Source organism: Streptomyces sp. NPDC057638 (genome assembly GCF_042800315.1).
Taxonomy (GTDB): Bacteria; Actinomycetota; Actinomycetes; order Streptomycetales; family Streptomycetaceae; genus Streptomyces.
Map to the genome: position 1 here is coordinate 1 of NZ_JBHVHF010000229.1, position 13,408 is coordinate 13,408.

The following is a 13,408-nucleotide window of genomic DNA, read 5'->3' on the forward strand; positions in this document are numbered from 1 at the left end:
CCCTCGTGGTGAGGGGGCTCCGCCGCGCTGTGACGCCTCGTGGTGAGGGGCCCGTCGTCCGATGCCTCGTGGTGAGCGCCCGGCCGTGTGACGCCCCGGGGCGCCGGACCGGCCTCACGGAACCGGCGAAGTACCACGGCGGGCCCCTGAGTACGTCAGGACGACCGGAGCGTCCCCGCACCACCAACACGACAGGCGATCACCGGCGCGCCACCGGATCACCGGCACGACAGGCGATCACCGAAGCGTCCCCGCGCCACCGGCACGGGAGGGAGTCACCGGGGCGCCATGGCCTCCTCCACCTCAGGGTTCTTCTCCAGCCAGGCCCGCGCGGCCCGCTGCTCCTCGCCCTTGCCCGTGCGCTGGATCTCCGCCTCCAGGTCGGTGAGCTGCTTCTCGGTCATCGAGAAGTCCTTCAGCCACCCACCGATCTCCGGGTGTTCCCCGGAGAAGCCCGCGCGGGCCACGGTGTGGACGCCGTCGCCCTTGCCCCAGGCGCCCTTGGGGTCGGTGAGCTTCTTCAGCTCGTAGGAGCTGTAGGCCCAGTGCGGGGACCAGAGGGTGGTGAGCACCGGCTCCTTCTTGGCGTACGCGCGCTTCAGTTCGGCCAGCATGCCGGGGGTGGAGCCGTCGACGACCTCGTACTCGCCTTCCAGGCCGTACTCCTTGAGCACCTTGTCCTTCAGCAGGCCCATCATCCCGGCGCTCGGCTCGATGCCGATGATCCGGCCCTTGAACCGGTCCGACTGGCCCTTGAGGTCCTCCAGCGAGTCCACGCCGTTCACATAGCCGGGGACGGCCAGCTCCAGCGAGGTGGGGCCGTACCAGGAGCCGAGGTCCTCCAGCTCCTTCTCGTACTTCTTCCAGTACTGGGCGTGGGTGACGGGCAGCCAGGCGTCGGTCTGGAAGTCGATCTGGCCGCCCGCGAGACCGGTGTAGAGCGCCCCGGCCTCCAGCTGCTGGGTCTCCACGGTGTAGCCGCGCCGCTCCAGCACCTCCTTCCAGAGGAAGGTGGAGGCGATGCCCTCGTCCCAGGGGATATAGCCGATGGTGACCTTCCCGCCCTTGCCGCCGGAGGCGGAACCCGGGGAGCCGAAGACACCCATACTGCCCGCGACGAGCGCGAGGACGATGACGCCGACGGCCGCCACGGCGGGCTTGGGCCGGTGGTCCCAGAGCCGGGGGCGGCCCGCCAGCTCGCGGGCGCGCGCGGCGGCACGGCGGCCCAGCGGCGAGACCTGGCGGCCGAGTTCGCCGGTCATCCGGTCCAGGTACATGGCGAGGATGACGATGGAGACGCCCGCCTCGAAGCCGAGCCCGATGTCGATGTTGCCGATCGCCCGGTAGACCGCGCCACCGAGCCCGCCGCCGCCGACCATGCCCGCGATGACGACCATGGAGAGACCGAGCATGATGACCTGGTTGACCCCGGCCATGATGGTGGGCACGGCGAGCGGGAGCTGCACCCGCAGCAGGGTGTTGCGCGGGGTGGTGCCGAACGCCTCGGCGGCCTCGACCAGTTCCTTGTCGACCTGACGGATGCCGAGTTCGGTCATCCGTACGCCCGGGGGCAGCGCGAAGACGATCGTGGCGATGATGCCCGGCACCACGCCGACGCCGAAGAAGATGATGCCGGGGATCAGATAGACCATGGCGGGCATGGTCTGCATGAAGTCCAGCACCGGGCGTACGACGGCGCTGACCGTCTTCGAACGCGAGGCCCAGATGCCGAGCGGCACGGCGATGGCCAGGGTGACGACCGTGGCGACCAGGACCAGCGAGAGGGTCGACATGGCGTCGTCCCACAGCTCGATGGAGTCGATCAGCGCGAACCCGGCGAAGGCGAGCGCGCCCGCGAGCAGTCCGCGCAGCCACCAGGCCACGACGGCGAGGGCTCCGGCGAACAGCAGCGGCTCCGGCGCGGACAGGGCGGCGTCGATGCCGTCGTACATCCCCGTGACCACGGAGGTGATGGCGTCGAAGAGCCAGGAGAGATGGGTCTGGAGCCAGTCGACGGCGCTGTCGACCCACTCACCGACGGGAATCCTAGGCACGGGCCACCGCCTGGGCGGCCTTCTTGGGCGCACCCGTGGTGGCGCGCGTCTCCCTGGTGTCGCGTACGTCGCTGTCGCGTACGTCGCGCGCCTCCCTGGAGACGCGCGTCCCGGGTGTCTCCGGTGTCCCGGCGGGATCGGGTTCGCCGAGGGCCGCGAGGAGACGTTCCCTCGGGACGACCCCGGTCAGCTCGCCCGCGGCGTCGACGACGGCGACGGGCGCCTCGCTGGTGGCGCACGGTGTGAACAGCTCGATGACCGGGGTGTGCCCGGGTACGGAGGCGGGCGCGGCGGCCAGCACCTCGGCGGCGTTCCGCGGCCGGCCCGCCCCCGCACCGTAGGCGGTCTCGGGCGCGGCCATGATGGCGCCCGCGGTCAGCACCCGGGCCCGGTCGACGTCCTGGGTGAAGGAGGCGACGTAGTCGTTGGCGGGCGCGGTGAGGATCTCCTCGGCGCTGCCGAGCTGGACGATCCGCCCGTCGCGCATCACCGCGATGCGGTCACCGAGGCGCATGGCCTCGTTGAGGTCGTGGGTGATGAAGACGATGGTCTTCTTGAGGGTCCGCTGGAGCTGGAGGAGCTGGTCCTGCATGTCGCGGCGGATCAGCGGGTCGAGCGCGCTGAACGACTCGTCCATCAGCAGCAGGTCGGCGTCGGTGGCGAGCGCGCGGGCGAGGCCGACGCGCTGCTGCATCCCGCCGGAGAGCTCGTCCGGCCAGGACTCCTCCCAGCCCGCGAGCCCGGTGAGGGCGAGGGCCTCGGTGGCGCGGCGCTCGCGCTCGGCGCGCTCGACGCCCTGCACCTCCAGTCCGTAGGCGGCGTTCTCCAGCACGCTGCGGTGCGGGAAGAGGGCGAAGTGCTGGAAGACCATGCTGATCCTGCGGGAGCGTACCGTCCGCAGCTCGCGCGCGCTCAGCGCGGTCAGATCCTCACCGTCGAAGAGGACGCGCCCGGCGGTGGGTTCGAGCAATCCGTTCAACAGGCGCAACAGGGTCGACTTACCCGATCCGGAGAGCCCCATGACGACGAAGATCTGTCCGGGCTCGACGGTGAACGAGGCGTCGATCACGGCCGCCGTGATGCCGTCGGCCCGCAGCTCGTCCCGGCTGGCCCCGTCCTGGAGCCGCCGTACCGCTTCGTCGGGTCGTCTGCCGAACACCTTGCAGACGTGTTCCGCCTGGAGCCTGGACACATACACCTCACGCGTTGAACCGAGAACGGCCCGCCAACCCCCACCGGCGAGCCGTGGAGCCACGCGGTTTCCGCCCGCGCACCCCGTGCCGTTGGTTGAAAACGGAACGGGGTCGGCTCCGGAAGCGCGCCTGCCCGGGACGTCTCGGGGCAAACCCAACGGTGACCCGGATCACAGGCATGAACCGTGTGGTCGGGGTGAGTGTCAGTGCGGTGCGGCATGATCGGGGTGTGACGCGACGCCTGATGCTCCTCGACACCGCCTCCCTGTACTTCCGGGCCTATTTCGGGGTCCCCGACTCGGTCCGCGCCCCGGACGGCACCCCGGTCAACGCGGTGCGCGGACTGCTGGACTTCATCGCCCGGCTGGTCCAGGACCACCGCCCGGACGACCTGGTGGCCTGCTGGGACAACGACTGGCGACCGCACTGGCGGGTGGAGCTGATCCCCTCGTACAAGGCCCATCGCGTCGCGGTGGAGACCGAGGCGGGGCCGGACGAGGAGGAGACCCCCGACACGCTCTCCCCCCAGATCCCGGTGATCATGGAGGTCCTGGAGGCGCTGGGGATCGCCCGCGTCGGCGCCGACGGTTACGAGGCGGATGACGTCATCGGCACCCTGACCGCGCGCGCCACCGGACCGGTCGACATCGTCACCGGCGACCGCGACCTCTTCCAGCTCGTCGACGACGCCCGGGAGCGCCGGGTGCTCTACCCGCTGAAGGGCGTGGGGACCCTCCAGCTCACCGACGAGGCATGGCTCCGCGAGAAGTACGGAGTGGACGGCCCCGGGTACGCGGACCTGGCGCTGCTGCGGGGTGACCCCAGCGACGGCCTGCCGGGGGTGCCCGGCGTCGGTGAGAAGACGGCGGCGAAGCTGCTGGCGACCTATGGCGACCTGGCCGGGATCATGGCCGCCGCTGACGATCCCGCCTCCAAGCTGACCCCCGCCCAGCGCGCCAAGCTGCTGGGGGCGCGGGATTATGTCGCCGTGGCGCCCCGGGTGGTGCGGGTGGCGCCCGACGTCCCCCTGCCGCCGTTCGACCCGGCACTGCCCACCGAGCCGCGCGACCCGGCGGCGCTGGACGAACTGGCGGCCCGCTGGGGTCTGGGCGGCGCGCTCCAGCGACTCCTGGCCACCGTGCGGGAGTGAGCCCAGGCCGAGGCTGTGCATTCCCTTGCGCCGTGTTAGCTTAGGCAAGCCTAAGTAACGCGTGCGACAAGGGAGACCGCCGTGACAGAACGACCGTCTCGTCCATCACCCAGCCACTTCGAGGGCCGTGTGGTGCACACCGAGCGGATCACCCCGCACATGGTCCGTCTCGTCCTCGGCGGTGAGGGACTCGACGGCTTCGCCCTGGAAGGCTTCACCGACCACTATGTGAAGCTGCTGTTCCCCCCGGCCGGAGTCAGCTACCCGGAGCCGTTCGACATCGAGCGCATCCGCGCCGAGTTCCCCCGCGACCAGTGGCCCGCCAACCGCACGTACACGGTACGGAACTGGGACGCCGAACGCGCCGAGATGACCATCGACTTCGTGGTCCACGGCGACGAGGGACTCGCGGGCCCCTGGGCGGCACAGGCCCGGATCGGCGAGACGATCAAGATGCTCGGCCCCGGTGGCGCCTACGGGCCGGACCCGGCGGCCGACTGGCATCTGCTCGTCGGCGACGAGAGCGCGCTGCCCGCCATCGCCGCCGCCATGGAACAGATGCCGAAGGGCGCCGTCGTCCACGCCTACATCGAGATCGAGGACGCGGCGGAAGAGCAGAAGATCGCCACACCCGACGGTGTCGAGGTGCGCTGGCTGCACCGCGCGGGCCGTCCCGTCGGCGAGGCCCTCGTCGCGGCGGTGGCCGCGCTGGACTTCCCCGAAGGGCGGGTCTGCGCCTTCGTCCACGGCGAGGCGGGCTTCGTGAAGGAGCTGCGGCGGCTGCTGCGGGTGGAACGCCAGGTGGCGCGCGAGGACCTGTCGATCTCCGGCTACTGGCGGCTGGGGCAGAACGACGAGGCGTGGCGGGCCGTGAAGCGCGAATGGCACCTCCAGCTCGAACGCGAGGAGTCCGCCGCCCAAGCCGCCTGACCCTCCGGGCCCCGCCGCCCTGTGCGCTCGCCCCCTGCCGGGCCCGGGTTGCCCCGTGTGCGCTGCCCGCAACCACACGGCGCGGGTCCCGCCCGCGTGTGGGCACGGGTTCCTCACCCTTGTGGGCAGGAACCCCGTGCCCACAACGGGGTGGAAACCTGCCGGTGAGCAGTGGAGCAGTCTCACGCACTCACAGGGCAGGTCGGGCCCGCGCTCGGGGCCCGACCCACCGGTGCGATGGGTGGGCGGGCCCACAAGAGGGCCCGGCATGGCACGGGGTGACGTGCCCCAGGGGCCTCAGCCCACGGAGCTGTAGGCCACCACGCCCCGCAGCAGCGCGTCCACCGCACGCCGCGCGTTCCGCGCGACCGTGCTGTTCTCCCCCGGCGCCGCCGCCGCGATCTGCCCCAGCACATCGATCACCTGCTTGGACCAGCGCACGAAGTCCCCCGCCGGCATCTCCGCCTCGCGCAGCACCTCGTCCAGGCCCTTGCCGGAGGCCCACTGGTACACGGCCCAGGCGAAGCCGAGGTCGGGCTCGCGCTGGCCCACCCCCTCCGCCTGGTTGATCTTGAAGTCCTCCTCCAGGGCGTCGAGGCGGCCCCAGATGCGGACCATGTCACCGAGCGCGGTCTTGGCCGGCCCCGCCGGGACCTTCGGCGGCACGGCGTCGTCGGCCTGGCGCGCCTCGTAGACCAGGGCCGAGGCACAGGCGGCGAGCTCCGCCGGGTTCAGCCCCTCCCAGACCCGGTCCCGCAGGCACTCGCTCGCGAGGAGGTCCAGTTCGCCATAGAGCCGGGCCAGTCGGCGGCCGTGCTCGGTGACCTCGTCACCGCGCAGGTAGTCCATCTCCGTCAGCAGCGCCACGATCCGGTCGAAGGTGCGCGCGATGGTGTTGGTGCGCCCTTCGATCCGGTGTTCCAGCTGCCGGGTGTCGCGCTGGAGCCGGTGGTAGCGCTCGGCCCAGCGGGCGTGGTCCTCACGCTCGTCGCAGCCGTGGCAGGGGTGGGCCCGCAACTCGGCGCGGAGCCGGGCGATCTCGCGGTCGTCGGCGGCGGCGGAGCGGTCCTTGCGGTGCCGCTCGGGCACGATGTGCCCGGCCTTGGTCCGCAACGCGGACGCGAGGTCGCGCCGCGACTGCGGGGAGCGCGGATTGAACGACTTCGGGATCCGCATCCGGTCCAGTGGCTCCACGGGTACCGGGAAGTCGATCGACGCCAGCCGCTTGACCTGCCGCTCGGCGGTGAGTACCAGGGGCCGGGGCCCGTCGTGGGACTCGAAGCTCCGATGACCGTGGTGGCCGGGGGACCGTCCGGCCGGGATCCCCGGGTCCAGTACGAGCGCGAGCCCGGCGAACTTGCCCGTCGGCACATGGATCACGTCCCCGGGCTTGAGCCGCTCCAGCGAGCCCGCGGCGGCGGCCCGGCGCTGTGTGGCGCCCTGCTTGGCGAGTTCCGTCTCCCGGTCCTTGAGTTCGCGGCGGAGCTGCGCGTACTCCTCGAAGTCCCCGAGATGGCAGGTCATGCCCTCGCGGTAGCCGCTCAGTCCTTCCTCGTTCTTCTGGACCTGGCGCGAGATGCCGACGACCGAGCGGTCGGCCTGGAACTGGGCGAACGATGTCTCCAGCAGTTCCCGGGAGCGGTGGCGGCCGAACTGCTGGACCAGATTGACCGCCATGTTGTACGAGGGCCTGAAGCTGGAGCGCAGCGGATAGGTACGGGTTCCGGCGAGACCGGCGAGACCGGTGGGGTCCATGGCGCGCTGCCACAGCACCACCGCGTGCCCCTCGACGTCGATGCCGCGCCGCCCGGCCCGCCCGGTGAGCTGGGTGTACTCACCAGGGGTGATGTCCGCGTGCTGTTCGCCGTTCCACTTGACGAGCTTCTCCAGGACGACCGAGCGGGCGGGCATATTGATCCCGAGCGCGAGGGTCTCGGTGGCGAAGACCGCCTTGACCAGGCCCTGGACGAAGAGTTCCTCCACGACCTCCTTGAAGGTCGGCAGCATGCCCGCGTGGTGCGCGGCGATGCCCCGCTCCAGGCCCTCCAGCCATTCGTAGTACCCGAGGACATGGAGGTCCTCGGCGGGGATCGCGGCGGTCCGCTCCTCCACGATCTCCCGGACCCGCAGTCGCGCCGCGTCGTCGTTGAGCCGCAGTCCCGCGTAGAGGCACTGCTGGACGGCGGCCTCACAGCCCGCGCGGCTGAAGATGAAGGTGATCGCGGGCAGCAGCCCCTCGGCGTCGAGCCGTTCGATGACCTCGGGCCGGGCGGGGGTCCAGATCCGGCCCCGGGAACGCCGCTCGCGCTCCCGGTCGGCCTCGCGGATCATCTTCCCGCGCCGCCGGTCCCGGGGGTTGTACGTCCGCTGGCTCTCCATCCGCGCCAGCCGGACCAGATCGGGGTTGACCTCACGGCGGGCGGAGCCCCGGCCTCCGTGGTCGCTCTTCTCCTCGAAGAGGTCGTACATCCGGCGTCCGGCGAGCACATGCTGCCAGAGCGGCACGGGCCGCTCCTCGGAGACGATGACGGCCGTGTCGCCACGGACGGTGTCCAGCCAGTCGCCGAACTCCTCGGCGTTGGAGACGGTGGCGCTCAGTGACACGAGGGTCACGGACTCGGGAAGGTGGATGATCACCTCTTCCCAGACGGCGCCCCGGAAGCGGTCGGAGAGGTAGTGCACCTCGTCCATGACCACATAGCCGAGGCCCAGCAGCGACTGGGAGCCCGCGTAGAGCATGTTCCGCAGGACCTCGGTGGTCATCACGACGACCGGGGCCTCGGAGTTGACACTGTTGTCCCCGGTCAGCAGGCCGACCTTGTCCGCGCCGTAGCGCTTGACGAGATCGGTGTACTTCTGGTTCGAGAGCGCCTTGATGGGGGTGGTGTAGAAACACTTGCGGCCCTGCTGGAGGGCGAGGTGGACGGCGAACTCGCCCACGATGGTCTTGCCGGAGCCGGTGGGGGCCGCGACGAGCACCCCGCGCCCGGACTCCAGGGCCTGACAGGCCTCGATCTGGAACGGGTCCAGCTCGAATGCGTACATCGCGCGGAAGGCGGCCAGGTCGGTGGCCTCATCGGTGGCGCGGGCGCGGGCGGCGGCATAGCGCTCGGCGGGAGAGAGATCCTCGGTCATCTTGCTTACGAGCCTACCCAAGAGGTCTGACAGTGAGCGCGCCCATATTCGCCGGTCCCGGTGGCCTCCGCCGAGGCCAGCGCGCCCAGGCCCACCCCTCGACGCCGCTCCGGTGACCCGGTGCCGCGGCACACACCCTCCGGCGGTGGCGCGACACCGTACGGGAACACACCCTCCTCCAGGGGCCCGACACCGTACGGAACGTCACCGTCCGATACGGCGGCGGCCCGGGGGTCCCCTCCACCGTACGAGCCTCCCGGCCCGGCGGCGACGGGGCGGGCCCACCGCACCGGAACGGCGACGGGGGCCGTACGGAGAGGAACTCCCTACGGCCCCCGGAGCGCTCAGAGGCGGCTGGCGCGACCTCAGGTGATGTCGTCGTAGCCGTCGCGGCCCTTCGGGCGGCGGGGGTCGTCGGCGGTGGCCTGCTCGGGCAGGGCACGGGCGGCGGAGACGGGCGCGCCATCGGGGTCATCAGGGTCATCGATGGACTCGACCGCGAGATCGAGATCGCTGGCCTCGTCCGGGCTCGGCCCCCGCGCCTCACGGCGGTCCCGCCTGCGGTCGTTGAGCAGCGAGAAGGCGGTGGCGAGCAGATACAGCAGCACGATCGGCCCGGCGAGCATCATCATGGTGATCGGCTCGGTGCTGGGCGTGGCCACGGCCGAGAAGACGGTGATGCCCATGATCATCCCGCGCCACCAGCCCAGCATCCGGCGGCCGGTGATGACACCGCCGATGTTGAGCAGGATCAGCAGCAGGGGCAGCTCGAAGGCGAGCCCGAAGACAACGACCATCCGCGTCACGAGGTCGAGCAGGTCATCGAGGGGCAGCAGGTTGTCGACGCCCGTGGGGGTGAACTCGATCAGCACCTTCGCCGTGGTCGGCATCACCAGGTAGGCGAAGTAGCCACCGCTGAGGAAGAGCGGGAAGCCCGCGGCCACGAAGGAGAGCGCGTACTTCTTCTCGTTGGCGTGCAGACCGGGCGCGAGGAAGGCCCAGAGCTGGTACAGCCAGACCGGCGAGGCCAGCACCACACCCGCCATCAGCGAGACCTTCAGCGCCAGGGTGAACGGCGCGATCAGACCGTTGATGGTGATCTCGGCGCAGCGGGAGCCGTCCTCCAGCTTCATCAGCTCCTCCAGACTGGAGGGGCAGCCCACGGACTCCAGCACCGGCTTGATGTAGAAGCCGATGATGTCGTTGTAGAAGAAGGCGGCGACGATCGTCACGGCGACGATCGCGAGCAGGCCCTTGGCCAATCGGTTACGCAGCTCCCGGAGGTGCTCCACCAGGGGCATCCGCCCCTCGGGGTTCTTCTCCTGCTTGCGGGCAGACTTGAGCAACCCACGTCCTCATCTCGTGCGGCAGACCTCTCGGCGGACGAGCGGCCTGTGGGTGGCCCGGACTAGCGCTGGGTGGTGTCGGTGGGCTCGGTCACCGGACGCGAGCTGCTGACATCGCCGGGGGCCGCCTTGATCGTGCGCGCGGCGGGCTGGTCCGTACCGGGCTGCGGCGGGGCGGCCGGGGCGGTCTGCTGACCTCCCTCGGACTTCATCGCCTTGGCCTCGCTCTTGAGGATGCGGGCGGACTTACCCAGCGAACGGGCCATGTCCGGCAGCTTCTTGGCGCCGAACAGGAGGATGATGACGACGAGGATCAGAATGATCTCCGGAGCGCCGATCCGTCCGAACATAAGCGTGTACCTTCTCACCGAGGCGGTTGGGATCTTGCCTGCCTGGCGCTCGGACACAAGTCCGACCACCATACTCTGAGCGATCGTAACCCGGGGCGGTAAACGCGGGGCAATCCCTGTGCATACGTGGCATTGCGGTCCGCACCCCCAGCCACCAGAGGCAGACTACCTCTGCTCTTCCCACCGCAGGAGCCCCGCGACACATCAAGATCAGATGGTGGACACCCAGCTCAGGCGGCTAGTGGCCGGAACGCGCCAGTCCGGTGGCGGCTCGTTCCAGATCCTCCGCCGCACGGTTGATCCGCTCCGTGGTGCGCGCCACCTCCCGCCCCAGCCGCTGGGCCTCGATGAAGACGCGGACCCCGAGAACCCCGAGGACGGCGATGCCGAGGAAGCCGAGGGCGACGGCGAGCATGGGCCAGAACATGAGGGGTCCTAGACGATCGGAGCGGTCGGAGCGGCCGGGGAGGCGGGGGCGAGCCGCAGGGTGCGGACTCCGCCGCCGGTGAGGAGTTCGACGATCCGCTCCCCCGCCGGCTTGCGTACGGCGGCGCCGCACTCGGGGCAGGTGAAGGAGTAGAAGGTGGTGCGTCGGCTGGCGCCGATGGCCAGCCGCAGCGCCTCCGCGGCCAGTTCGAAGCGGGCGCGGCAGCCGGGGCAGGCGGCCCGGAAGACCACGGGGCCCGACCCCGTACCGAGGGGCGAGACCACTCCGGAGATTCCCGAAGAGCCTGACATACCCGACATATCTGACATGGGGGTCATGGCGGATGAACTCCCTACTCCTGGACTCCGGCGCCCGGCTCGGCCACACCGACACCCTCGCCCTGGGAGGCGAGGATCTGACCGCCGTACGGGGAGGCCGCGCCCCCGGGGGACACGGCGTCCCGGACCACCCCGGCCACGGCGCCGGGAGCCGGACCGCCACCGGCCGCGGCGCCTCGCGCCAGGGCGGCGGGGCCTGGAACGTCCCGTTCCGAAGCATCCTGACCACCCTGGCCCTCCCGAGCGGGACCGCTTCGCGCCGCACGATCCCCAGCGGGACCGTCCTGAACCGGACCGTTCTGGCGCGGACCGTCCTGAGTGGCACGGTCCTGAGCCGGACTGGCCTGAAGCGGACCAACCCGCGGCGGGCGATCCTCATCCGGCCCCCCGTGATCAGGACCGCTCCGAGCCACGCGGGTCTCAGCGGGGCCACCCTGAGCACCCGTTCCCGTGACGCCCCCGGCCGTCTCCGTACGCTCGTACGCCGCCAGCGCCTCCCGCGCCGCCCGGCGCGCGCTCTGCGCCAGTTCCCCGGGCGCCACGATCCGCCCGTCCCGCCCCAGCCGCAGCGCCAGCCGCCGCAGCGAGGCCGGGGACGAGGTCCGCAGGGTGATCCGCAGACCCCCGTCCGGCAGCTCCTCCGCCTGGTCGTGCGGGTAGTACTCGGCCACCCAGCGGCCGCCGGGTCCCACCTCGACCACCACCTCGGGATCGTCCGCCGACGGCTGGACCAGCGCTTCGGAGAGATCCCTCAGCTCGATCTGAGGCGGCGAGGAGGGCGCGTCCAGCAGTCGAATCTCGGCCACCCGGTCCAGCCGGAAGGTCCGGCGCGCCTCCGAGAGGCGGCACCACGCCTCCATATAGGTACGGCCGACCGCGAAGAGCCGGATCGGGTCCACCTCGCGCTCGGTCAGCTCGTCCCGCGCGGGCGAGTAGTAGCGCAGCCAGAGCCTGCGCCGCTCGGAGATCGCCCGGTCGACCTCGGCGAAGACCCCGCCCTCGGCCTCGAAGGTCACCGAGAGCCGGGCGCTGGCCCCGGCGGCGTCACCGGACGCGGCCTCCAGTTTGGCGGTCGCCCTCAGCAGCGCTTCCCGGTCACTCTCCCGCAGCCCCGGCAGGGTCGCCACGGCGCGCGCCGCGACCAGCAGCGCGGTCGCCTCGTCGGCGGCGATCCGCAGCGGCTCGGCGACATCGTCGGGGTTGTGCCACCAGATGCGCTCACCGTCGGTGTCGATATCGAGGAGGTCACCTCCCCGGAAGCTGGTCCCGCACATCGGCAGGACGTCCAGGTCGGAGATCAGCTCGTCCTCGGTGATCCCGAAGGCGCGGGCGACATCGGCGATATGCGCGCCGGGGCGCTCGCGCAGATAGGTCACCAGCGAGAGCATCCGCCGGGTCTGGTCAATGGCGTTGGCGGCCATGGTTCTGGTCGCTCCCCTCAGCCCGTCGCCACGGCACGCAGCCGTTCCATCACATCGGCCCGCAGATCGGCGGGCTCCACCACCACCACATCGGGCCCGAACTCGACGAGCCAGGCGTCCAGTCCATGACCGTAGGGGATCTCCAGTTCGTCCCAGCCGTCGCCGCGCTCGGTCACGGCGGTCGCCCGGGCCCGCAGCGGATAACCGGACCCGGCTCGCAGCCGGATCCGCGCCGTGCGCGTCGCGGTCTCGCCCGCCCAGGTCTCCACGGTCTCCCGGACGGTGACGACATCGGGTACGGGGGCGGTGAAGGCACCGGCCCGGGAACGGACCCGGCCGGTGATCCGCGAGAGCCGGAAGACCCGCTCGGCGCCCCGGCCGCGGTCCCAGCCCGCGAGGTACCAGTGACCGCGCCAGCACTCCAGGGTCCACGGCTCGACCTGGCGCTGCTCGGGGCGGGCCGCGGTGGACTTGCGGTAGTCGAAGACCACGGGTCTGCGGTCCCGGCAGGCGAGCATCAAGGGCTCGAACGCCGCCTCATGGACGGGGATCCGGGGCTCCAGGGTGCTGTGCGGGGTGTCGAAGGAGTCCTCCGCCTCGGGCATCCCGGCGGCGCGCAGCTTCTGGAGGGCGCCGCTGGCCGCGGCGGCGAGGCGGGCCTGCTGCCACACCTTGGCCGCCAGTCCGAGCGCGGCGGCCTCCTCGGCGTCCAGGGTGATCGGGGGCAGCCGGTTGCTGTCGCGGCGGGCGAGGTAGCCGACCTCGCCGTCGAGGTTCTCCACGGTCTCGATGACCAGGCCCAGCTCGCGCAGATCATCCTTGTCGCGCTCGAACATCCGGTTGAACGCGTCGTCCCCGGCCGCCTCGATATAGGCCTCGATCGACTCGCGCAGTTCACGCTTGCTCAGCGGGCGCCGCGTCCCGAGCAGGCACAGCGCCAGATTCATCAGCCGCTCGGCCTTGGCAATGGCCATTGACGCCCTGCACCTCTTCTGATCGAGTCGCTACCGCCCGGACGACCGTACCGCCCCGGGGTGTCGCGCACCAAAGCCGAGGGCCCGCAC

10 protein-coding genes and 1 pseudogene are annotated in these 13,408 nt (G+C 71.4%); 2 read left to right on the forward strand and 9 right to left on the reverse strand.

The window, feature by feature from the left end; all coding sequences use genetic code 11:
* Nucleotides 1-275 precede the first annotated feature (275 nt).
* The gene (locus ACFVIM_RS25565) at nt 276-2,054 is read right to left on the reverse strand and encodes an ABC transporter permease/substrate binding protein (protein WP_384305601.1); all 1,779 of its coding nucleotides are present in this window, start codon (nt 2,052-2,054) and stop codon (nt 276-278) included.
* Nucleotides 2,047-3,246, reverse strand: a complete 1,200-nt coding sequence (locus tag ACFVIM_RS25570; protein ID WP_384305603.1) for a glycine betaine/L-proline ABC transporter ATP-binding protein — start codon at nt 3,244-3,246, stop codon at nt 2,047-2,049. Before ACFVIM_RS25570 ends, ACFVIM_RS25565 begins: the two co-directional genes overlap by 8 nt.
* Before the next feature lie 245 nt (nt 3,247-3,491).
* On the opposite strand from ACFVIM_RS25570, the gene ACFVIM_RS25575 reads away from it, so the two are divergent.
* Nucleotides 3,492-4,397: a 5'-3' exonuclease H3TH domain-containing protein gene (locus ACFVIM_RS25575; RefSeq protein WP_384305623.1), complete on the forward strand. Its 906-nt coding sequence runs from the start codon at nt 3,492-3,494 to the stop codon at nt 4,395-4,397.
* A gap of 81 nt (nt 4,398-4,478) precedes the next feature.
* A complete protein-coding gene (locus tag ACFVIM_RS25580) occupies nt 4,479-5,327 on the forward strand; it encodes a siderophore-interacting protein (RefSeq protein WP_384305606.1) in 849 nt (282 codons plus the stop codon).
* A gap of 297 nt (nt 5,328-5,624) precedes the next feature.
* On the opposite strand, the gene ACFVIM_RS25585 is transcribed toward ACFVIM_RS25580, so the two are convergent.
* The 7 genes and pseudogenes from ACFVIM_RS25585 to ACFVIM_RS25615 form a co-directional block, all read right to left on the reverse strand.
* Complete coding sequence (locus tag ACFVIM_RS25585) at nt 5,625-8,462, reverse strand: DEAD/DEAH box helicase (protein ID WP_384305608.1); 2,838 nt, start codon at nt 8,460-8,462, stop codon at nt 5,625-5,627.
* A gap of 365 nt (nt 8,463-8,827) precedes the next feature.
* On the reverse strand, nt 8,828-9,808 hold the full coding sequence (gene tatC / locus ACFVIM_RS25590; RefSeq protein ID WP_384305611.1) for a twin-arginine translocase subunit TatC: 981 nt from the start codon (nt 9,806-9,808) through the stop codon (nt 8,828-8,830).
* Nucleotides 9,809-9,870: 62 nt separating this feature from the next.
* On the reverse strand, nt 9,871-10,158 hold the full coding sequence (gene tatA, locus ACFVIM_RS25595; protein WP_384305613.1) for a Sec-independent protein translocase subunit TatA: 288 nt from the start codon (nt 10,156-10,158) through the stop codon (nt 9,871-9,873).
* 238 nt (nt 10,159-10,396) lie between these two features.
* Nucleotides 10,397-10,585: a hypothetical protein gene (locus ACFVIM_RS25600; protein WP_384305615.1), complete on the reverse strand. Its 189-nt coding sequence runs from the start codon at nt 10,583-10,585 to the stop codon at nt 10,397-10,399.
* Between the two features lie 8 nt (nt 10,586-10,593).
* On the reverse strand, nt 10,594-10,896 hold the full coding sequence (locus ACFVIM_RS25605; RefSeq protein WP_384305618.1) for a hypothetical protein: 303 nt from the start codon (nt 10,894-10,896) through the stop codon (nt 10,594-10,596).
* A 503-nt stretch (nt 10,897-11,399) separates the two neighbouring features.
* Nucleotides 11,400-12,344: pseudogene (locus ACFVIM_RS25610) on the reverse strand (helix-turn-helix transcriptional regulator); the annotation flags it as partial.
* A gap of 17 nt (nt 12,345-12,361) precedes the next feature.
* On the reverse strand, nt 12,362-13,318 hold the full coding sequence (locus ACFVIM_RS25615; protein ID WP_384305621.1) for a helix-turn-helix transcriptional regulator: 957 nt from the start codon (nt 13,316-13,318) through the stop codon (nt 12,362-12,364).
* Nucleotides 13,319-13,408 lie beyond the last annotated feature (90 nt).

Coding starts and splice junctions, on each gene's coding strand:
- ACFVIM_RS25575 (WP_384305623.1), top strand. CDS start 3,492: ATGCTCCTCGACACCGCCTCCCTGTACTTCCGGGCCTATTTCGGGGTC.
- ACFVIM_RS25585 (WP_384305608.1), bottom strand. CDS start 8,462: ATGACCGAGGATCTCTCTCCCGCCGAGCGCTATGCCGCCGCCCGCGCC.
- tatA (WP_384305613.1), bottom strand. CDS start 10,158: ATGTTCGGACGGATCGGCGCTCCGGAGATCATTCTGATCCTCGTCGTC.
- ACFVIM_RS25600 (WP_384305615.1), bottom strand. CDS start 10,585: ATGTTCTGGCCCATGCTCGCCGTCGCCCTCGGCTTCCTCGGCATCGCC.
- ACFVIM_RS25605 (WP_384305618.1), bottom strand. CDS start 10,896: ATGTCAGGCTCTTCGGGAATCTCCGGAGTGGTCTCGCCCCTCGGTACG.
- ACFVIM_RS25615 (WP_384305621.1), bottom strand. CDS start 13,318: ATGGCCATTGCCAAGGCCGAGCGGCTGATGAATCTGGCGCTGTGCCTG.